The sequence below is a fragment of the Paracoccus sp. NFXS7 genome (genome assembly GCF_040148865.1).
Taxonomy (GTDB): domain Bacteria; phylum Pseudomonadota; class Alphaproteobacteria; order Rhodobacterales; family Rhodobacteraceae; genus Paracoccus; species Paracoccus marcusii.
Genome location: NZ_JAKEKV010000006.1, coordinates 34,581 through 53,556, shown reverse-complemented (window position 1 = coordinate 53,556; position 18,976 = coordinate 34,581). Strand labels below are relative to the sequence as shown.

The 18,976-nt window shown below is 67.5% G+C and carries 19 protein-coding genes and 4 pseudogenes; 21 read left to right on the top strand and 2 right to left on the bottom strand.

The genetic code is table 11. The features are described from left to right. Window positions 1-3: 3 nt before the first annotated feature. From LZ686_RS11320 to LZ686_RS11285, 8 genes and pseudogenes are all read left to right on the top strand, one after another. On the top strand, window positions 4-684 hold the full coding sequence (locus LZ686_RS11320) for a vWA domain-containing protein (RefSeq protein ID WP_349547864.1): 681 nt from the start codon (window positions 4-6) through the stop codon (window positions 682-684). Continuing rightward, window positions 685-1,437 (top strand): PP2C family serine/threonine-protein phosphatase, encoded by a 753-nt coding sequence (locus LZ686_RS11315; RefSeq protein WP_349547863.1) that lies wholly within the window; start codon window positions 685-687, stop codon window positions 1,435-1,437. Between the two features lie 500 nt (window positions 1,438-1,937). Then, window positions 1,938-2,288 (top strand): hypothetical protein, encoded by a 351-nt coding sequence (locus LZ686_RS11310; RefSeq protein ID WP_502922001.1) that lies wholly within the window; start codon window positions 1,938-1,940, stop codon window positions 2,286-2,288. A gap of 167 nt (window positions 2,289-2,455) precedes the next feature. Further along, window positions 2,456-2,656, top strand: coding sequence for a hypothetical protein (locus tag LZ686_RS11305; RefSeq protein ID WP_111406098.1), 201 nt, complete (start codon window positions 2,456-2,458; stop codon window positions 2,654-2,656). After that, window positions 2,649-3,074 carry a DUF6362 family protein gene (locus LZ686_RS11300; protein WP_349547862.1) on the top strand — a complete coding sequence of 142 codons (426 nt, stop codon included), beginning with the start codon at window positions 2,649-2,651 and terminating at the stop codon, window positions 3,072-3,074. The genes LZ686_RS11305 and LZ686_RS11300 overlap by 8 nt, the downstream gene beginning before the upstream one ends. A gap of 451 nt (window positions 3,075-3,525) precedes the next feature. After that, window positions 3,526-4,868 (top strand): annotated as a pseudogene (locus tag LZ686_RS11295) (site-specific DNA-methyltransferase). A gap of 58 nt (window positions 4,869-4,926) precedes the next feature. Further along, the gene (locus LZ686_RS11290) at window positions 4,927-5,928 is read left to right on the top strand and encodes a phosphoadenosine phosphosulfate reductase family protein (RefSeq protein WP_349547974.1); all 1,002 of its coding nucleotides are present in this window, start codon (window positions 4,927-4,929) and stop codon (window positions 5,926-5,928) included. A gap of 17 nt (window positions 5,929-5,945) precedes the next feature. After that, on the top strand, window positions 5,946-6,170 hold the full coding sequence (locus tag LZ686_RS11285) for a DUF7220 family protein (protein WP_349547861.1): 225 nt from the start codon (window positions 5,946-5,948) through the stop codon (window positions 6,168-6,170). A 48-nt stretch (window positions 6,171-6,218) separates the two neighbouring features. Here the strand turns inward: LZ686_RS11285 and LZ686_RS11280 are convergent, their stop codons facing one another. Continuing rightward, entirely contained in the window at window positions 6,219-6,791 is a 573-nt protein-coding gene (locus tag LZ686_RS11280; protein ID WP_349547860.1) for a DUF3489 domain-containing protein, read from the bottom strand. A gap of 90 nt (window positions 6,792-6,881) precedes the next feature. After that, complete coding sequence (locus LZ686_RS11275) at window positions 6,882-7,106, bottom strand: hypothetical protein (protein ID WP_349547859.1); 225 nt, start codon at window positions 7,104-7,106, stop codon at window positions 6,882-6,884. A 113-nt stretch (window positions 7,107-7,219) separates the two neighbouring features. Between LZ686_RS11275 and LZ686_RS11270 the strand changes: the two genes are divergently transcribed. The 13 genes and pseudogenes from LZ686_RS11270 to LZ686_RS11205 all read left to right on the top strand — a co-directional run bounded on the left by LZ686_RS11270 (window position 7,220) and on the right by LZ686_RS11205 (window position 18,973). Next, window positions 7,220-7,804 (top strand): hypothetical protein, encoded by a 585-nt coding sequence (locus LZ686_RS11270; protein ID WP_349547858.1) that lies wholly within the window; start codon window positions 7,220-7,222, stop codon window positions 7,802-7,804. Next, a pseudogene (locus tag LZ686_RS11265) lies at window positions 7,752-9,747 on the top strand (phage terminase large subunit family protein). Before LZ686_RS11270 ends, LZ686_RS11265 begins: the two are co-directional and overlap by 53 nt. Before the next feature lie 3 nt (window positions 9,748-9,750). Then, window positions 9,751-9,966, top strand: coding sequence for a phage head-tail joining protein (locus tag LZ686_RS11260; protein WP_349547857.1), 216 nt, complete (start codon window positions 9,751-9,753; stop codon window positions 9,964-9,966). Between the two features lie 4 nt (window positions 9,967-9,970). Then, window positions 9,971-11,491, top strand: coding sequence for a phage portal protein (locus LZ686_RS11255; RefSeq protein WP_349547856.1), 1,521 nt, complete (start codon window positions 9,971-9,973; stop codon window positions 11,489-11,491). A gap of 4 nt (window positions 11,492-11,495) precedes the next feature. Next, on the top strand, window positions 11,496-12,512 hold the full coding sequence (locus LZ686_RS11250) for a head maturation protease, ClpP-related (protein ID WP_349547855.1): 1,017 nt from the start codon (window positions 11,496-11,498) through the stop codon (window positions 12,510-12,512). A gap of 4 nt (window positions 12,513-12,516) precedes the next feature. Then, window positions 12,517-12,882 carry a head decoration protein gene (locus tag LZ686_RS11245; protein WP_349547854.1) on the top strand — a complete coding sequence of 122 codons (366 nt, stop codon included), beginning with the start codon at window positions 12,517-12,519 and terminating at the stop codon, window positions 12,880-12,882. Window positions 12,883-12,910: 28 nt separating this feature from the next. Further along, window positions 12,911-15,062: pseudogene (locus tag LZ686_RS11240) on the top strand (baseplate multidomain protein megatron); the annotation flags it as partial. A 53-nt stretch (window positions 15,063-15,115) separates the two neighbouring features. Continuing rightward, window positions 15,116-15,496, top strand: a complete 381-nt coding sequence (locus LZ686_RS11235) for a hypothetical protein (RefSeq protein ID WP_199257655.1) — start codon at window positions 15,116-15,118, stop codon at window positions 15,494-15,496. Between the two features lie 75 nt (window positions 15,497-15,571). After that, a pseudogene (locus LZ686_RS11230) lies at window positions 15,572-16,647 on the top strand (DUF2793 domain-containing protein). A 12-nt stretch (window positions 16,648-16,659) separates the two neighbouring features. Next, the gene (locus LZ686_RS11225; RefSeq protein ID WP_349547853.1) at window positions 16,660-16,950 is read left to right on the top strand and encodes a DUF6127 family protein; all 291 of its coding nucleotides are present in this window, start codon (window positions 16,660-16,662) and stop codon (window positions 16,948-16,950) included. Window positions 16,951-17,021: 71 nt separating this feature from the next. Then, window positions 17,022-17,696, top strand: a complete 675-nt coding sequence (locus tag LZ686_RS11220) for a YcbK family protein (RefSeq protein WP_349547852.1) — start codon at window positions 17,022-17,024, stop codon at window positions 17,694-17,696. A 162-nt stretch (window positions 17,697-17,858) separates the two neighbouring features. Beyond that, entirely contained in the window at window positions 17,859-18,101 is a 243-nt protein-coding gene (locus LZ686_RS11210; protein ID WP_349547850.1) for a hypothetical protein, read from the top strand. 98 nt (window positions 18,102-18,199) lie between these two features. After that, window positions 18,200-18,973, top strand: coding sequence for a hypothetical protein (locus tag LZ686_RS11205; protein WP_349547849.1), 774 nt, complete (start codon window positions 18,200-18,202; stop codon window positions 18,971-18,973). Window positions 18,974-18,976 lie beyond the last annotated feature (3 nt).

The window sequence follows — 18,976 nt, the reverse complement described above, 5'->3', positions numbered from 1 at the left end:
CTCATGGCACTCAAATTTAACGTTGGCGACCTCGTGGACAACCCTACTCCGCGAGTCCCTGTTACGCTTTGTCTCGACACAAGCGGATCAATGATGGGAGAAAAGGTTCGCGAGCTCGTAAATGGTGTCAACCTCTTCTACGATGCTATTGGCGAAGACGATGACGCTCACGACTCGGCGGAGATCAGCATCGTCGAGTTCAATTCGTCGGCGAGCCTTATCCAGGACTTCGCTGGCATCGAGCACATCAGCCGGATCAACAGCATTGATGCCTCGGGAGGAACAGCGCTCGGTGAAGGCGTCAACCTGGCACTGGACACTCTCGAGCAACGGAAAATGATCTACTCCAATGCAGGAGTGCTATATTACCAGCCATGGCTCGTCTTGATGACCGATGGGCAGCCTAATGGGCGCCAGGAGGAGCTGGAACGTGCCATTGACCGTGTTACCGAGATGGTTGCGCAAAGGAAACTGACGGTTTTCCCGATCGGCATCGGCGCTGACGCCGATATGACCGTTCTGGCGCGGTTCAGTCCCAATCGCCCTCCACTCCGACTCCGTGGCCTGAGTTTCAAGGAGTTTTTCGAGTGGCTGTCAAAGTCTGTCTCTCGTGTTTCGCGATCCACGCCCGGTGACAAAGTAAAGCTGGACCTTGATGGACTAGCAGGGTGGGCGGAGTTGTAAGTGTTCAACGTGTTCCACCATTATGTTCGTGGCAGGGGTCACGAACTGGACGGCACCCCATGCCAAGACCGCACCCTGTATATGTCCTGCGATGGCGTCCAAGCGATATGTCTGGCAGACGGAGCAGGTTCCGCCTCACAGGCGGAGCTCGGCGCTCAAGCTGTGGTGGAAGAGGGCTGCGCCCTGCTGGTCGAGCGATTCAGTGAACTTTTGGCTAGCACCGATGCCGACCGGACGAGGATCGAACTGGTGGATCGACTGCTGTCAAAGCTTGGCCAGCTCGCGAGCCAACACGGGCTTGCACCTGAGGACTTCGCATCCACTTTTCTAGGCGTCGCGATCTCAGGGGACCATTTCCTGGGCGCCCATATCGGCGACGGGGTCATCGCGTATTTCAAAGACAGTGAGATGAGAATCGTTTCCGCCCCAGACAACAGCGAGTTTGTAAACCAGACCACCTTTGTCACCTCTCAGAACGCGGCCCAGTCGATGCGCTTGTTTCGGGGTTCGCTAGACGGCGTGGGCGGGTTCATACTGATGAGCGACGGTGCAGGAGAGAGCCTGTTTGACGCTCGATCACGTCAGCTCGCCCCCGCATGCTCCAAGATTATTGCAACCGTTGGTGCCGCACCTCCTCGCCGCGACGGAAGTTTCAAATTCAGAAAGCAGTTGCAGAAACTTATCGATCTCAAGATACGCAGTGCGACCAAGGATGATTGCTCGATTGCTGTCCTTGGGCGGACTGTGCCGTGACGAAGAACGGCCTTCCGTCGGCTTTCCGCCCCTTGAGCATTTCAGCTTCTGCACTGCCTGCGGAACGGAGCTCTGTCCCAACCTCCCCGGTGGTCCCAACCCTGTCCCAACCTCCCGAGGGGGTTGGGGACACGAAAAGTCTTTCAAAAACATCGGTGTCCCCAACCTCGCCCTGTGGTCCCAACCTTTTGCTACACATTCATGCGGGAGAACGGAAAAGGTCGGGAACATGTTTTTCTATACGAAAAGAGAAGGACCCCCGTTGGGGACACCGAGGTTGGGACCAGATCCGTTCAAGCCATTGGAGTAAAAAAAAAAAGGGTTGTCCCAACCCCCTCGAAGGTTGGGACCACGCGCTCGGAGGTTGGGACCGGGACAGGCAGCGCGTCGATCTTCGCCCGCCGCGTCGTCCCTGGTCGTTTTCGCTTTGGCGCCGACCCGCCGGATGCTAAATATTGCGGCGACCAAAGCCGAAGGCCCACAGCTTGTGAGCCTTCACGATGAACACACCGATCCCCGCGCAGGACGTCCGCCCCGAACCGGGCGCGATCAACCGGTCCTGCATACTCGCCATCGATCTCGGCACCACCACCGGCTGGGCGATCCGCAGCCATGACGGACTGATCACCAGCGGCACGGTCAGCTTTCGACCCGGCCGCTTCGACGGCGGTGGCATGCGGTTTCTCCGCTTCACCAACTGGCTGACCGAACTCGATCGGCTGTCCGGACCCATCGCCGCGATCTGGTTCGAGGAAGTCCGCCGCCACGCCGGCACCGACGCGGCCCACATTTACGGCGGGCTGATGGCTACCCTGACCTCGTGGGCCGAACTGCGCGTCGTTCCCTACTAGGGCGTTCCGGTCGGCACGATCAAACGCCACACGACCGGCAAGGGCAACGCGCTGAAGGAGGCGATGATCGCCGCTGCCCGAGCACGAGGGTTCTCACCCGCCGACGAAAACGAGGCCGACGCCATCGCCATTCTGCACTGGGCGATCGAGACGAACGGGGGCCTCGGATGAGGTGGTACCCGAAAGGTTACGGCGGCACGCGCCGGGATCCGGATCAGGTAAAACGCGATGGCTGGCATGACGAAGGCGTGCTCGCCGTCTCCGTCGACGACGACCGGCTGACCTGGCCGGAGCGCGAGCTGGTGCGTCAGCTCGCGGAGAAGCTCTACGGGCCACGTGCGGGCGCCCGGGAGGCGGCGAATGGCTGAGTGGACGCCCACCATGGTCGAGGACCGGCTCGAGAGCGCGGCCGACGTGTTCCGGTCGCTGCCCGAGGTGAAGCCGCAGGGCTACTTCAACGCGTGGCCCGCGTACTTCCACAGCTTTGCCGACCACGTCGCCCAGGAGCCACGAACCCGCCGACCGAAGCCCGGACCGCGCGACATCACGCAGGCCGAGGATGCTCTGCTCTGGCTGCGCTGGCTCGACCCTGCCGATGCGCGCCTGCTCTGGCTCCGGGCGAACCGAAAGCCGTGGAAGCCCATCTGCTGGGAGCTCGGCATCAGCCGCGCCACCGCGAACCGGCGCTGGCAATACGGCATCGCGGTGATCGTGTGGCGGCTGAACGGGAGGCGAGTGCCGCGGAAGAGGTCGATGGGGTTCGTGGTGGCGCAGGCGGCGCACTGAGTGTGTCAAGGCTCGACAGTCGCGTGAGACAATTTCCGGCGAGACACCGGACGGCGAGACGGATCGCCCCGCTGACGCTATCCATGGCGATATACTCGGGGTCGTGCGCTCGGGCGAACCGACGCTCATCCCGAAGTGGACACCGGGGCTGGCTTCCGGGGTCCAGCCAGAGTCCAGGCCGCCAAGCCATTGTTTTCCGGTTACTTTCCGGGCCGAAACGTATGCTGGCGGGCTTGGCTCGGCATTTCGCCAGCGACAGGGCCGGATTTTTGGGAAGCCACCGGAGTCCAGCGTCCAGCCACGACGCCCTGAAACCCTCGTGAATTCGAACATCTGACCGGCCGCCCTGGGTGGATACCCCGCGGATGTCGGAGTCCGGCCGGAAGCCGGTGGACCCCATCGCGCCGGGGTCCACCCAGCGGATGCCGATCAACCATCGACAGGAACCTGCATGACCCTCGCCTTCGCCCCCGAGCGGATCGAGACCTGGCCCCTTTCGCGCCTGCAGCCCTACGCGAAGAACGCGAAGGTGCACGGGGCCGACCAGGTCGCGAAGATCGCCGCCAGCATGGCCGAGTTCGGCTGGACCGTGCCCTGCCTCGTCGGCGATGACGGGGAGCTGATTGCTGGTCACGGCCGCGTCCTTGCCGCGACGCAGCTCGGGCTGACCGAAGCGCCGGTGATCGTGCTCGGGCATCTGACCGAGGCGCAGCGCTGAGCGTACCGGATCGCGGACAACAAGCTGACCGAACTCGGCACCTGGGACGAGGCGCTGCTGTGGGCGGAGTTGAACGACCTCTTGGCCGAGGATTTCGACCTGTCGCTGGTCGGCTTTTCCGATGGCGAGGTGGACAAGCTGCTGGCGTTTGTGCCGGAGGGGGACGGTGAAGAAGGTGGCGCCGGGGGCTCCGTGCCGCCGGTGACCATCCCCGAACCGCCGCGCAATCCGGCCTCGCGAACCGGCGATCTGTGGATCCTCAGTGATCCCGGCTGCTCTGCGGTGACAGCACCAGCGCGGCCGATGTGCGCCGCTTGATGAATGGCGAGCGCGCGATCCTGTTCGCCACCGACCCGCCGTATCTCGTCGACTACGACGGCTCAAACCATCCGACCCGGAACAAGGACTGGTCGGCGTCTTATGGCACGACCTGGGACGACAGTTCGCAGGGGGCGGACCTCTACGACGGCTTCATCGCCGCTGCGGTCGCCGAGGCGATCACCGACGATGCCGCCTGGTACTGCTGGCACGCCTCCCGCCGCCAGGCGATGCTCGAAGCCTGCTGGGAGAAGGCCGGCGCTTTCGTCCACCAGCAGATCATCTGGGTGAAGGACCGCGGGGTTCTGACCCGGTCACACTACCTCTGGAAGCACGAGCCGTGTTTCATGGGCTGGCGCCGACCGAACCGCCCACCGAAGGTCGCCGAGCAGACGCTGCCCTCGACCTGGGAGATGCCGTCCTTCGCGAAGGACGAGCGGCCCGACCACCCGACGCCGAAACCGCTCGACGCCTTCGGCATCCCGATGCGCCAGCATGTGGCGCGGGGCGGCCTATGCTACGAGCCGTTTTCCGGCTCCGGCTCGCAGATCATGGCAGGCGAGGCCAACGGCCGCCGCGTCTTCGCGATGGAAATCAGTCCCGCCTATGTCGATGTCGCCGTGGAGCGCTGGCAGGCTGAGACGGGCAAGGAGGCCATCCTCGACGGTGACGGCCGGACCTTCGCGCACGTGAAGGCCGAGCGGCTGGGCGAGACCCCGGCCGCGGCCGAGGCGGACGTCCAGGCGGTGCCTGGCTGAAGTCATGGCCGCGCATTTCGTCAACATCAGCGGTGGAAAGGATTCCACCGCTGTCTAACTGCTCGCGCTTCGCCGTGGTCGTTCGTTCCGAGCCATCATGGCCGACACGGGCCATGAAAATCCGGTGACGCTGGAATATGTCGCGCAGCTCTCTGAGCGCACCGGCGGCCCCGTGGTCGAGATGGTGCGCGCCGACTTCTCTGCCGAGATCGCACGCAAGCAAAGGTACGTGGAGACAGTCTGGCGTGAAGAGGGCGTACCGGAGACGACGATCGAGAGAGCCTTGGCAGCGCTGGTGCCCACCGGCATCCCGATGCTGGATCTCTGTCTGTGGAAAGGGCGCTTCCCGAGTCGGCGAGCGCAGTTTTGCACCGAATACCTGAAGGAAAGGGCGGTTTTCGACACATGCGTGGGCCCGGCACTCGAGACAGGCCCCGTCGTTCAATGGCTCGGCGTACGCCGAGATGAGAGCCGCAATCGCGCTCAGGCGCCCTTCACGCAACGCGTCCGGTACTCGGATCGGCACGACATGGTGCTCTTTTGGCCGCTGATTCACTGGAGCGCCGATAACGTCTTCGCCTTCGCGCGGGCGCACGGAATGCCGCCAAACCCACTTTACCTGCAGGGCATGGGACGGGTTGGCTGCTTCCCCTGCATCAATGCGGGCAAGGTGGAACTGGCTGCTATCGGCCGACGGCATCCTTGGGCAATCGACCGTCTGCGTGAGTATGAAGCGGCGGTTATGGCCGCGTCCAAACGCGGCATCGCCACGTTCTTCGCGGCCGACAAGACCCCGCAGGGAGCAGCGCTGGTCAAGCAGCTCAAGCGCCGCGCGATCGCGGAGACGCAGGGAGCCCATCCAGTTCTGGACCCGGAGAGCAAAGAGTTTGACCGGGAGCGGCGGCGGCGACTGTCGGACCTCTGCAACGACGCGGAGTGGCCGGGAGCCGATGCGGTGTTCCGCTGGGCCAAGACCGCGCGCGGGGGGCGGCAGTACGATCTTCTTAGCTGGAGCGACGAGGGGCTGTCCTGCTCGAGCCAGTATGGCCTTTGCGAATGATGACGGGGACAGCAGGCATGAAACAGAGCCGGGCTATGTCGCAGGTGGAGGCCGTTGCCAACGTGGCGGTGGGCTACGGCGTCGCAGTCGTGACGCAGATCCTGATCTTCCCGGTATTCGGGCTGCACACGACGCTGGCGCAGAACCTGAAGATGGGCGCGATCTTCACCGTGGTGAGCATCGCGCGCTCCTTCGCCCTGCGGCGGCTGTTCGAGGCGATCCGAATGCGGAGCGCCAAATGATTGACCGCTGCCCCGGCGGGACGGCGGCCTGAGTTCTTGTGCGCGCGATCAGGCGGCGGGGAGCCGATAGACCCGCCCGCGCCCCTCGACCTTCTCGGAGCTCACTTCGAGCCCGAGCTTCTTCTTGAGCGCCCCGGCGAAGGCGCCGCGCACCGTGTGCGACTGCCAGCCTGTCGCAGCCATGATCTCCTCGATGGTCGCGCCGTCCGGCGCGCGCAGCATGGCGATCAGCGTGGCTTGCTTCGTCCCTTCGCGCGGCGTGTACGCCTTGGGCGCGGTCTCGGGTTGGCTGGGGGTGTCCGTCGAGGGCTCCTCGGACGGCGCGTCCGTCGCGCCCGCAGACGCGGCGTCTGCGTCTTCCGACTCGATGCCGATGGCGGCGAGCCCTGCGTCGGTGGCGACCAGCGTGACGCCGTGGCCGTCACCGGTCTCGCGCCACACGGGCTCACCCTTGCGCGTGTCGGCGTCGACCTCTTCGAGAAAGCCCTTGGCGAGCATCGCGCCGACCACCTTGGCGGCCGCGCCACCCCGCAGGCTCGCGGGCAGCGGCAGGGCGATGTGCTCGGGCCGCTGGGCGGCGGCGCTCAAGATCAGGGCTTGGATGTCGGAAAGCTGGGTCATTGTCGTCTCCGGTATCGGGGCGCGCGGGATGCGGGCCCTTCTACGAGGTCGAGCCCGCCAGTCGGCGGGCGGGACCGGGAGCGGGTCGTCTCACTCGGCGTGTTCGCCTTCGCGGAAGGCCATGTCCGTGATCTCGCGCAGCTTGGCGCGGTAGTGGCTCAGGGTTCCGATATGGCCCCAGTTGATCTCGTCGGGGTGGGTCTCGAAATGGTCCGCACTGAGGGCGGCGAGCCGTTCCAGCATCGCGTCGATCTCGGTCTTCGCGGTAATGAAGGCGTCGAGGGCCTTCGCGTTGTCCTGTGTGCGGCGCGTCATCGTGGTGGCTCCTTGGGTCGAGTTGCATCTCCCTTCTGGAGACACGTTCCCTCTGTCCGCACCGCTTATCAACTCGATAAGCACATGATTCTGAATGATAATCTGAGCCATCGATGCAGGGCATGAGCGAGCGCCAGTACGCCGCCCATGTCGGGCTGTCGCGGGGCGCGATCCAGAAGGCAAAGGCCGCCGAGCGGCTGGTTCTCTATCCGGACGGCAGCATCAACGCGGCCGCCAGCGACGCCCGGCGGGCCGAGACGACGGACCCGTCGAAGACCCGCAAGCCGCCCGAACCCAAGCTGAAACCCGTGCCCGAGGCCGCTGCCGCCGCCGTCGGCGACACGCTTCGGGAACAGGGGCTTTCCGCCCCGGCCGTCGGCGGCGGCACGACGTTCCTGCAGGCCAAGACCGCGAACGAAGTGCTGAAGGCGCAGGAAAGGCGCATCCGGCTTCAGAAGCTGAAGGGGGAACTGGTCGATCGAGCCCGGGCGGAAACCCTGATGTTCCGACTCGCGCGCGACGAACGCGACGCGTGGGTGACCTGGCCGGCGCGGGTTGCCGCGCTGATGGCCTCGGAGCTCACCGCGGAGCTCGGGGACGGATGCGAGGTGGAGGCGGCGCTGATGCAGAACGTTCTGGAGGCCCATGTCCGCGCCCAGCTTGACAGCCTCGCGGAGATCCGACCCGGGCTTGGATGACGATCTTGTCGGGTTCGACGGGTCAGCCGCGCTGATCCGCGCCTGGTCGCGGGGCCTGCGTCCCGACCCGGACCTGACCGTTTCGAGCTGGGCCGACCGCCACCGGAAACTCGCCTCGCGCGCCTCTGCCGAGCCGGGGCAGTACCGGACCGCGCGCACGCCCTACATGCGCGAGATCATGGACCGGCTCTCGCCCGGCGATCCCACGCAGCGGATCGTGTTCATGAAGGCCGCGCAGGTCGGCGCGACCGAGGCCGGGAACAACTGGATCGGCTTCGTCATCCACCAGGCGCCCGGGCCGATGCTGGCGGTCCAGCCGACGGTGGAACTGGCCAAGCGGAACTCGCGGCAGCGGATCGACCCGCTGATTGACGAGAGCCCCGAGCTACGGGAGCGGGTGAAGCCCGCGAGGTCCCGCGACGCGGGCAACACAATGCTGTCGAAGGAGTTCGCGGTCGGCATCCTGATCATGACTGGGGCAAACTCGGCGGTCGGGCTGCGGTCCACTCCGGCGCGCTACATCTTCCTCGACGAGGTCGACGCTTATCCGGCGTCCGCTGACAAGGAAGGCGACCCCGTCACGCTGGCCGAGGCACGGTCGCTGACCTTCGCCCATCGGCGCAAGGTGTTCCTGGTATCAACGCCGACGATCCGGGGGCTGAGCCGGATCGAGCGCGAATACGAAGCCAGCGACCAGCGCCGGTTCTTCGTGCCGTGCCCGCATTGCGGGGCGATGCAGTGGCTGAAGTTCGACCGGCTGCGGTGGCAGAAGGGCCGTCCGGCGACGGCCGAATATCTCTGCGAGGGCTGCGAGCGGCCCATCGCCGAGCACCACAAGACGCGGATGCTCGAGCGCGGCGAGTGGCGCGCGACCGCCACGGCCGCCGATCCGACGACCGTCGGCTACCACCTGTCGGCGCTCTATTCGCCGGTGGGCTGGCTCAGCTGGCAGCGGATCGCGCGGGCGCATCAGGCGGCACGGAGCAGCGACGAGGCGATGCGGGCGTTCCGGAACACGATCCTCGGCGAGACCTGGATGGAAGCCGGCGAGGCGCCCGACTGGCAGCGGCTGGCCGACCGGCGCGAGGCGTGGGCGCCGGGCACGGTGCCTGAACGCAGCCTGTTCCTGACCGCGGGCGCCGACGTGCAGAAGGACCGGATCGAGGTCGATGTCTGGGCGTGGGGCCGGGGTCTGGAAAGCTGGCTCGTCGACCACCTCGTGCTCGAGGGCGGCCCTGGCGATCCGGCCTGCTGGCAGAAACTGACCGACCTGCTGGGTCGGACATGGGAGCATGCCTCGGGACAGCGAATGACGCTCGCTCGGCTCGCGATCGATACCGGCTACGAGACGAGCGCGGTCTATGCCTGGTCGCGCCAGGTAGGTTTCGCGCAGGTGGCGCCCGTGAAGGGCGTCGAGGGGTTCACTCGGACGAGCCCGGTGACGGGACCGACCTATGTCGACGCGACCGTCGTGGGGCAAGCGGCTCCGCCGTGGCGCGCGGCTCTGGACAGTGGCCACCTCGACCTTCAAGGCCGAGACCTACCGCTTCCTGCGGCAGGACCGGCCGACGAGGGAGGAACAGACGGCGGGTGCTCTGTGCCCGCCCGGCACGATCCATCTGCCGGATTGGGCGGACAGCGAATGGCTCAAGCAGCTGACCGCCGAGCAGCTGGTGACGGTGAAGGGCAAGCGTGGCTTCACGCGGCTCGAATGGCAGAAGCTCCGCGAGCGCAATGAGGCGCTGGATACCCGGGTCTATGCCCGCGCGGCCGCGTGGATCCTAGGGGCAGATCGCTGGCCCGAGGCGCGGTGGGCCGATCTGGAGGCACAACTCGGTGTGGCGAAGCAGGACGGGCCCGAGGCCGGTCCAGCGACGGCGCCATCCACCCCAACCCGAACGACGCCGCGCCGACGCACGGTGCGCTCGAGCTACATGAGGTGATCCATGGCCACGGCCGAAGAGCTCCGCGCCCGCCGCGACGCGCTGACCGCGCAGCGGTCCTCGGGCGTGGCGCGGGTCAGCTATGACGGCAAGACCGTGGACTATCGCAGCGTCGCCGAGATCGACCGGGCCATCGAGGCGCTGGACCGAGAGATCGCCGCGGCCGAGGGGCGCCGGATCGTTCGGCATGTGCGCGTGACGACTACGAAGGGTCTTTGAATCCATGGGTCTCTTCGACCGCTTTCGCCGCCGGTCCACCGGCGGCCCCGCTGCCGTGCGCGCCCGTCTCGAAGGCGCCATGGCGAAGCGCCGGCTTCGCGGCTGGAACCCGCCGCTCGAGAACATCAACGCGCTGGTTGCCTCCGGCGGTCCGCGGCTGCTGGCGCGGTCCCGCGAGCTGGTGGTGACCAACGGCTATACCGCCAACGCCTGCGATGCCTTTGCCGCTAACCTCGTCGGCGACGGGATCAAGCCGTCGTCGCTGATCGGGGACGCTAACCTTCGCGACCGTCTGCAGCGGCTCTGGCTCGCCTGGACGGACGAGGCCGATGCGGATGGGCTGACCAACTTCTACGGCCTGCAGGCCATGGTCGCGCGCGAGATGTTCGTCGCCGGCGAGTGCTTCGTCCGGCTGCGTCCGCGCCGGGCCGAGGACTGGCTGCTGGTGCCGCTTCAGCTGCAGCTCCTGCAATCCGAGATGCTGCCGTTCGAGAAAACCGAGACGGCTGCGAACGGCAACCGCATCCGCTGCGGGATCGAGTTCGATGGGATCGGGCGGCGGGTGGCCTACCACTTCCGCCGCCGGCACCCGGGTGACAGCACCGACCAGGGGGCGGTCATCCCGGAGACGGTGCGCGTGCCGGCGGCGGACGTGCTGCACATCTACCGCCCCATCGACGCGGGCCAGATCCCGGGGCTGCCGCATATCGCGCCGGCGATGGTGCGGCTGTTTCTCCTGGACCAGTACGACGACGCCGAACTCGACCGGAAGAAGACCGCGGCGATGTTCGCGGGCTTCATCACCAAGACCGCGCCGGAAGAGCCAATGATGGGCGAGGCGGAGGCGGATCTCGAAGGCGCGGCCATCGCCAGCCTCGAGTCCGGCACGATGCAGGTACTGCTGCCGGGCGAGGACGTGAAGTTCTCGTCCCCGGCCGATGTCGGCGGCGGCTACGAGGCCTTCCAGTATCGCACGCTGCTCGCGGTCTCGGCCTCGCTGGGGCTGCCGTATCAGCTCGTCACCGGCGACGTGCGGCAGGCGAACTACTCGTCCCTGCGCGCCGAACTCGTCGAGTTCCGCCGCCGCATCGGCCAGCTGCAGCACGGCGTGATCGTGCACCAGCTCTGTCGCGCGGTGTGGCAGCGCTTGCTGGAGACGGCGGTGCTGTCGGGCGCGCTCGATGCCGATCCCGCGATGGCGCGGCCGGTGCAGTGGATTCCGCCGCGCTGGGACTGGGTCGATCCGCTGAAGGACATCCAGGCGCAGGTGCTGGCGATGGAGGCGGGCATCACCTCGCGGCGCAAGGTGGTCGAGGCCACCGGCTACGACATCGAGGAGGTCGACCGCGAGAACGCCGCTGATGCCGCGCGCGCGACGGGTCTCGGCCTGCGCTACCGCACGAGCCCCGGCGAGACGCAGGGCGCCCGCGCGACGCCAGCGACGCGGCCGCACCCGGGCGATGGCGCCGGTAACGACACGGACGACGGCGCCGACGCGACCGATCCGGCCACCGAACAGGAGTGACAATATGACAAGCTGGTATGCGATCCGCGCCCGCGGGACGGGCGCGGAAGTGGCTATCTATGACGAGATCGGCGCCTATGGGATCTCTGCGAAGGGGTTTCTGAGCGAACTGGGCGCGCTGCCCAAGGGCGCGCCTGTCGATCTGCGGCTCAACAGCCCTGGCGGATCGGTCTTCGACGCGGTCGCGATCCACAACGCGCTGAAGCGCCACGAGGGCCCGGTCACGGTCTGGATCGACGGCATCGCCGCCTCTTACATCGCGATGGCGGGCGACGAGATCGTCAAGCCGGAGAACGCTTTCCTGATGATCCACGACCCCGCCGGCCTCGTGATGGGCACGGCCGAGGACATGCGCGCCATGGCCGAGGCGCTCGACAAGGTGAAGGGCAGCCTCGTCTCGGGCTACGCCGCGAAATCCGGCCGGACGCCCGAGGAGGTCTCCGCGCTGATGGCCGCCGAGACTTGGTTCGACGCAGGCGACGCCGTGGCGCAGGGCTTCGCCGACCGCCTGATCGAGCCTGTTCGGATCGCCGCGAACTTCGACATCGGACGCTTCCGGAACGCGCCGCCGGTGCTGGTCGAGGCTATCGAAACCGAGCCGGAGCGCGATGACGAAAGCGACGGCGGTGAGATCGAAGCGGACGAGGATACCGACGACGCCACCGAAGGTAACAAGTTCGCGGACGCCGAGGACGAGCCGGCCGCCGCCTCCGATTCCCCGCAGCCGCCGGCCGAGGCGCCGCCGCCCAGTGGCGCGCCGCCGGACCCGGCCGCGATCCGGTCGGAGGCCATCGGCCACGCCCGGGCCGTCGTCGAGCTCTGCCGCCTCGCGGGCAAGCCGCAGATGGCGGGCCGCTTCCTCGAAGCGGACGCGAGCCTCGACGAGGTGCGCGCCGCACTCCTCGCCGCGAAGGCCGAAGCCGAGCCCGAGATTGCGCCCCATCACCCGCAGCCCGGCCGGTCCTCGGCCGCGCGCCCCTGGGGCGAGATCGTCGCCCGCACCTTCAAGCTGAAAGGATGACACCATGACCACGCTCGTCGAAGGCACGCACCCCGGCGGCTTCCTCGTCTGGGAAGCCTTCCGCGACTACACCCGCGAGACGATCACCGTCGCCGCGGGCACGCTCGAGCCCGGCACGGTGCTGGGCAAGATCACCGCCAGCGGAAAATACGCCGCCCACGACCCGGCCGCCGGCGACGGCACCGAGACTGCCGTCGCGGTGCTCTGGGGCAAGGCGGATGCGTCCGGTGGCGATGCGCCTGCCGTCGCGGTCGTTCGCGGCCCCGCCATCGTCAACCGCCACGACCTCGTCTTCGCCGGCACGCCCAGCGAGGCCGAGATCGCGGCCGCCCACACGGCGCTCCTCGCCGCGGGCATTCTCGTTCGCTGACCCAATCCCGACAGGAGGCATCCTCATGGCGCAGGCCCGAACCCCGATTACCGACGGCGCGGCGGCCAAGCCGTGGGTCTTCCGCTACAAGGATCTGCGCGCCTGGTGGTCGAGCGCGCACTACGACCGCCCGGGCGGGTTGGAGAGCGCGACGCCGACGGCATGGGCGCCCGAGTCCAAGCCGATCTGGTTCACCGAGTTGGGCTGTCCCGCCATCGACCGGGGCACGAACCAGCCGAACGTCTTCTTCGACCCGAAGTCCTCGGAGAGCTTCACGCCGCATTTCTCGCGGGGCTGGCGCGACGATGCCATCCAGCGGGCCTATCTCGAGGCGACGTATCTCTGGTGGGGCGAGGCCGCGAACAACCCGCTGTCATCGGTCTACGGCGGCCGGATGGTGCATGTGCCCGAATGCGCCGCCTGGACATGGGACGCGCGGCCGTACCCGTTCTTCCCGGCGCTGGCCGGCGTCTGGACGGACGGGGCGAACTGGCGGCTTGGGCACTGGCTGACCGGGCGGCTGGGAGCGGTGTCGCTGGCGGCGCTCGTGCGGCACCTCTGCCTGCGGGCCGGGCTGCCAGAGACCTTGATCGACGTCACCGGCCTCTGGGGCGCGGTCGAAGGCTACGCCATCACGGCGCTGGAAAGTCCGCGCGCCTCGATCACCACGCTGTCGCGACACTTCGGCTTCGACGCCGTCGAGACCGAGGGGGCGATCCGCTTCGTCATGCGCGGTCGGGCGTCCGTCGCCACCCTCGCGCCCGACGACTTGGTGGCCGTCCGCGAGGGCGACGTGCTGGAACTGACCCGCGGCCAGGAGACCGAACTGCCGCAGGCGCTGAAGTGGCAGGTGGCTCGCGCTGACGAGGATTACGAGGCCGCGCAGGTCGAAGCCCGGCGCATCACCGTCGACACCACGCGGATCGCCTCCGAGTCCTTCCCGATGGCGGTGCCGCCCGAGGAGGCTGAACGCCGCTGCCGACGCGCGCTGATTGAGGCGTGGGTGGGTCGCGAGACGGCGGCGTTCCGCCTGCCGCCCTCGCGCCTCGCGCTCGATCCGGCCGACGCGATCCGGCTCGCCCATGACAGTCGGCTGGTCGATCTGCGGCTCGTTTCCATCGCCGATGCCGAGGCGCGCGGCATCGAGGCGGTGCGCCAGGACCGGGCGACCTACGATCTGCCGCCGGGCGATCCCCGCGCGGCGTCGCTGACGCGGGTCGTGGTGTTCGGCGCGCCGGATGCGGTGCTGATGGACCTGCCGCAGCTGACCGAGGAGCAACCCGCGCATCGGCCGATGGTCGCCGCGCACGCGGTTCCCTGGCCGGGCGAGATGGCGGTGTTCCGCAGTCCCTCGACCGATGGCTTCGAGCTGCTGACGACGTTTGGCAACCGCGCCCGGCTCGGCACGCTGGTCTCGGACTTCTACGCGGGGCCCACGTCGCGCTTCGACCTCGGCAATGTACTGGTCGTCGAACTGCTCACCGGGACACTGGAGAGCGTGACCGACCTGACGCTGTTCGGAGGGGCCAACGCGCTCGCCGTCGAGAGCGCGCCCGGCGATCGTGCAGGCGGGCGCGGCGGAACTGCTGGCGCCCGGCCGGTATCGGCTGGCTCGGCTCCTCCGCGGCCAGCGCGGGACCGAGGATGCCATGGGCAACCTGACTCCGGCAGGCGCGCGGGTCGTCGTGCTGGACACCGCGCTGGCGTCGCTGCCGATCGCCGAGGCCGATCTCGGCATCCCTTGGAACTGGCGCATTGGCCCTGCCAGCCGCCCGGTCAGCGACGAGACCTATGTGGCGCAGACCTTCATGCCCGAGGGCATCGGACTGCGGCCGTTCTCGGTCGCGCATGTCGAGCAGCCGTGGCGCAAGCCGCGCACGCCCGGCGATCTGACCATCCGCTGGACCCGCCGGTCCCGCGCGCTCGCGGCGGACAGCTGGGGCGGGCTGGAGGTGCCGCTGGCCGAGGAACTGGAAGCCTACGAAGTGGAGATCCTCGACGGTGCCACCGTGAAGCGGATGCTGAGCACCGCCACCACCAGCGCGGTCTACACCGCCGCCCAGCAGAGCGCAGACTGAGGAACGCCGCTCGCCTCCGGCGACAACCTCACCGTCCGCATCTACCAGCTCTCCGCCCTCGTCGGGCGGGGCGCGCCCAAGACCGTCACGCTGAGCTTATGAGGTGGCGCAATGAGTTCTGGCACTATGCGCGATCGGCGTCCTAGGCTCGGGCCATGCGCCCCGAGGACGAAGACCGGATTGCCGCCAAGCTTGCCAGAGTGATGGCCGTTGCCTGCGTGCGAAACACGCAGCTCGAGACCCTGCATGCCGGCCTCACGCCCGTTTCGCACACGGGTGATGGCAGCGACGTCATCGTGGAGGACGCCGTGGGCCGACGCATACCCTGGTCCGAGGTCTCGCGGATCAATGACGACGAGATGCGCGCGTTGATGCGCGAGATCGTGGATCGCCTCTACACCTTTCATCTGCGGATCGACGATCCGGCCTTCCGGGCCGAGATCGATCGCTGGGCCGCGATGACCGCAAAGTGGGACGCGCCGAAGCCCGATCCGGTTCTCTCGGCCATTCCAGCGGAGACGCCCGAACGCGGGTAGCCCGCCACCGCCGATCGCCGCGCCATTATCCGCCGCCTGCCATGCAGGCGGCGTTCTTCGTTCTGGAGACCGCCCATGTCCGACGCCACGACCCATCTCCTGCTGCCCTACATCCTCGCGGCGCAGGCCCAGAAGCACGTCACGCACAACGAGGCGCTGCGGATCCTCGACGGGCTCATCCAGCTTTCCGTGCTCGACCGGCACCTGACCGCGCCGCCCGGAAGCCCTGCCGATGGAGATCGCTACATCGTCGGCACGGGCGCGACGGGTGACTGGGCGGGGTGGGATCTGAACGTCGCGCTCTGGACGGACGGCGCGTGGCTGCGTCTGCCACCCCGGACCGGCGGCGCGCTTGGGTCGAGGACGAGGGGCTGCTGCTGGTCTACGACGGGTCCGGCTGGATCGGCACGACGCCGGCCGCGCTGCAGAACATGGCACTCCTCGGGGTCGGCACCACAGCTGATGCGTCGAACCCGTTCTCGGCCAAGCTGAACGCCGCGCTCTGGACCGCGAAGGCCGTGGCCGAGGGCGGCACCGGCGATCTGTTCTACACCATGAACAAGGAGTCGCCGGGCGACGATCTCGGGCTGACCCTGCAGACCGGCTTCGTGACCAAAGCGCTGGTGGGGCTGTTCGGCTCGGACCGCTTCCGGCTGGCAGTCTCCGCCGACGGCAGCACCTTCTTCGACGGGCTCAGCGTCGACAACGCAACCGGCATCGTCGACCAGCCCCGGCTGCCGCGGTTCAAGGCATACACGAACTACGACAACTATGTCGGCGTCGGGACCTGGACGAAGATCGGCCTCAACAACACCGACTACAATGACCAGGGCGCCTTCGACGCCGCCAACAACCACTTCGTGGCGCCAGTCGAAGGCACCTACCTGTTCGGCGCGACGCTGCTCTACAAAATCAACGCCAGCGCCACGGCCCGCATGCGGGGGCGGCTCGTGCTGAACGGCACCACCGAAATCCGCGGCTCCCTCGGCGAAATCTCAGCCACCCATGTCTCGCTCGCCACTGCCATTTGGCTGCAGACCATGGTGCCTCTGACTGCGGGCGATACCGTTGAGCTGCAGGGCTATTTCCGGGTCGCGGACGGGTATTTTGCCGCCGATCACACGTCCTTCTGGGGCACGAAAATCGGCTAAGGGAGGCGCGCCATGGCACCCCAAAGACCCGAAGACGGTTTCGTCCGCATGCCGGAGCACGAGTTCGAGGCGATCTTGGCGCGCGCCGCGGAAGTAGGTGCGAAGCGTGCGCTGGCCGATGTCGGGCTGGAAGGCGACGAGGCCGCGCTCGACATCCGCGACCTGCGCTCCCTGGTGGGCTGCATCCGGATCGTGCGCCGCACGGCGATACAAACCGCCGTTCGTATGATCACCACCGGCGTCATGCTGGCGTTGCTCGCCGGCATCGCCATCAAGCTCAAGATCTTCGGCGGTAGTCCGTAGCACGTCACCATCCCATCCATCAGCCCACCAGCACCCGCCCACGAGGCGGGTTTTTCGTTTCGGAGGACCCCATGACGACGACCTTCCACCGCAACTGGCGCGACGTGCTAGAGAGCACCTGGCGCTGGCCGAATTTCAGCCCTGCTGAGATCGCCTGCCGGGGCACTGGCAAGCTGCTCATCAACGAGCCCGCGCTCGACAAGCTGCAGGCGCTCCGCGACCGGCTGGGCAAGCCGCTGATCGTCCGTTCCGCCTATCGCAGCCCCGAGCACAACCGTGCTGTCGGCGGCGCGATCCGGTCGAAACACCTCGACGGCGCCGCCTTCGACATCGCCATGGCGAACCATGACCCGGTGGCCTTCGAGGCCGCGGCGCGGGAGGTCGGGTTCCTCGGCTTCGGCTTCTATCCGCGCTCGGGGTTTATCCATGTCGACCTCAGCCCCGCACGCCAGTGGGGCAAGCGGTTCCCGGCACGTGCTGTTCCCTTCGCGGCCGAGACCCCGCCGGCGCGCGAGGTCTTGGCGCGGAGTCGGACCATGAAGGGCGGTGGCGCGGCGGGCGTCGCGACGCTCGGAGCGGCCGGAGTCGAGGTGGCGGAGCAGGTGCTCACCGAGACCCAGACCGCGATCCTGCCGCTCGTCCCCTATCTCGACACCCTGCGCTGGGTGTTCATCGCGGTTGCTCTCGGCGGCATCGCCGTCACGATCTACGCGCGCCTCGATGACTGGCGCCGGGGGCGGCGGTGATCGGCGGCCTCCTCGCCACGCTCGCCGGATCGGCATGGGCGCGCACGGCACTCCGCTACGGCGTCACCGCCCTTGCGATCCTTCTGTTCCTGCTTTCCCTGCGCCGCTCCGGCGAGCGCACGGGGAGGTTGGCCGAGCAGCTCGAAACCATGGAGAAAACCCATGACGCGCAACGACGGATGCTCGAGGCGGCGGCGCGTCGCCCTCGTTCTCGCGACGATCTTGCTGAGCGGCTGCGCGACGGGCGCTTCTGACCTCACCGGCGTCGGGATGTGCCCGCCGGTCGTCGAATACAGCCGGGAGTTCCAGGCGCAGGCGGCGGAGGAACTGACCTTGCTGCCGGAAGGGTCGGCAATCGCCGAGATGCTGGCAGACTACGCGGTGATGCGAGACCAGGCGAGGTAGTAGCCTTCTGTAGATCGCTGCTCTTGTGATTCCGTCCACTTGCGACCTATGCTAAGTCCTATGACTTCATGGGTTTTTAGGAAGTGGCTTAGGACGCAATGAGCTTATCCCCTGACCTGGACGAGGCTGACCAGCCGCAAACCTCCGGCCGTCGCACGGGACGCTCATTCTACGCTGCGCCTGTATCAGAGTTTCGCATCACCGACGATGACGCGATCATCGGCAGGCTGTCATCTCGCCACGTTGCCTTCCACGCCGCCGCGGAGGCCGAGCAACTTCGCGCCTGGGAGCGCGAAATCGAGATCCTGAAGGGAAGTTTCGCAAAGCTAGGCTCGCTCTGCGACGACTGGCAGCCGCTTCTCGAAATCCCGCTGCTGCGGCTCGGAAAACGGATCGACGCGGTTGTTCTCGCGCCCGGCGTCGTCGGCGTGATCGAATTCAAGATCAACGCGACGGCGTTTCAGAGCGCTGACCGGGTCCAGACGGAACGCTATGCACAATCGCTCAGCGATTTCCACGAGGCGTCGCAGCAGCGACTGATCCTGCCGATCCTGTGCGCTGAGCGGGCGCGGGCGAAGCCCCCGGCGACGACGTTGGTCGAAGGCGTCGGCACATTGATGGAGGCCAATGCGACGACGCTCGCAGACGCGCTTCTGATCGTGCAAAGTCATGTCGATCCGAACGCTGCCGCGATTGACGCGCATGGGTTCGACTACTCGCCGTACCGACCGACTCCCAACATCGTCGAAGCTGCGCAGGCGCTCTACGCTGGGCACGAGATCGCAGATATTGGGCGCGGCGACGCGGCCGATGCAGAGTTGCAGGCTGCGGCCGCGGCGCTGCAGAAAATCGCCGCCGATGCAGAGGCGTAGCGC

What these genes read in the sequence shown, in the direction of transcription:
- LZ686_RS11320 (WP_349547864.1), top strand. Translation starts at nt 4, where the DNA reads ATGGCACTCAAATTTAACGTTGGCGACCTCGTGGACAACCCTACTCCG.
- LZ686_RS11310 (WP_502922001.1), top strand. Translation starts at nt 1,938, where the DNA reads ATGAACACACCGATCCCCGCGCAGGACGTCCGCCCCGAACCGGGCGCG.
- LZ686_RS11305 (WP_111406098.1), top strand. Translation starts at nt 2,456, where the DNA reads ATGAGGTGGTACCCGAAAGGTTACGGCGGCACGCGCCGGGATCCGGAT.
- LZ686_RS11300 (WP_349547862.1), top strand. Translation starts at nt 2,649, where the DNA reads ATGGCTGAGTGGACGCCCACCATGGTCGAGGACCGGCTCGAGAGCGCG.
- LZ686_RS11285 (WP_349547861.1), top strand. Translation starts at nt 5,946, where the DNA reads ATGAAACAGAGCCGGGCTATGTCGCAGGTGGAGGCCGTTGCCAACGTG.
- LZ686_RS11280 (WP_349547860.1), bottom strand. Translation starts at nt 6,791, where the DNA reads ATGACCCAGCTTTCCGACATCCAAGCCCTGATCTTGAGCGCCGCCGCC.
- LZ686_RS11275 (WP_349547859.1), bottom strand. Translation starts at nt 7,106, where the DNA reads ATGACGCGCCGCACACAGGACAACGCGAAGGCCCTCGACGCCTTCATT.
- LZ686_RS11270 (WP_349547858.1), top strand. Translation starts at nt 7,220, where the DNA reads ATGCAGGGCATGAGCGAGCGCCAGTACGCCGCCCATGTCGGGCTGTCG.
- LZ686_RS11260 (WP_349547857.1), top strand. Translation starts at nt 9,751, where the DNA reads ATGGCCACGGCCGAAGAGCTCCGCGCCCGCCGCGACGCGCTGACCGCG.
- LZ686_RS11255 (WP_349547856.1), top strand. Translation starts at nt 9,971, where the DNA reads ATGGGTCTCTTCGACCGCTTTCGCCGCCGGTCCACCGGCGGCCCCGCT.
- LZ686_RS11250 (WP_349547855.1), top strand. Translation starts at nt 11,496, where the DNA reads ATGACAAGCTGGTATGCGATCCGCGCCCGCGGGACGGGCGCGGAAGTG.
- LZ686_RS11245 (WP_349547854.1), top strand. Translation starts at nt 12,517, where the DNA reads ATGACCACGCTCGTCGAAGGCACGCACCCCGGCGGCTTCCTCGTCTGG.
- LZ686_RS11235 (WP_199257655.1), top strand. Translation starts at nt 15,116, where the DNA reads ATGCGCCCCGAGGACGAAGACCGGATTGCCGCCAAGCTTGCCAGAGTG.
- LZ686_RS11225 (WP_349547853.1), top strand. Translation starts at nt 16,660, where the DNA reads ATGGCACCCCAAAGACCCGAAGACGGTTTCGTCCGCATGCCGGAGCAC.
- LZ686_RS11220 (WP_349547852.1), top strand. Translation starts at nt 17,022, where the DNA reads ATGACGACGACCTTCCACCGCAACTGGCGCGACGTGCTAGAGAGCACC.
- LZ686_RS11210 (WP_349547850.1), top strand. Translation starts at nt 17,859, where the DNA reads ATGACGCGCAACGACGGATGCTCGAGGCGGCGGCGCGTCGCCCTCGTT.
- LZ686_RS11205 (WP_349547849.1), top strand. Translation starts at nt 18,200, where the DNA reads ATGAGCTTATCCCCTGACCTGGACGAGGCTGACCAGCCGCAAACCTCC.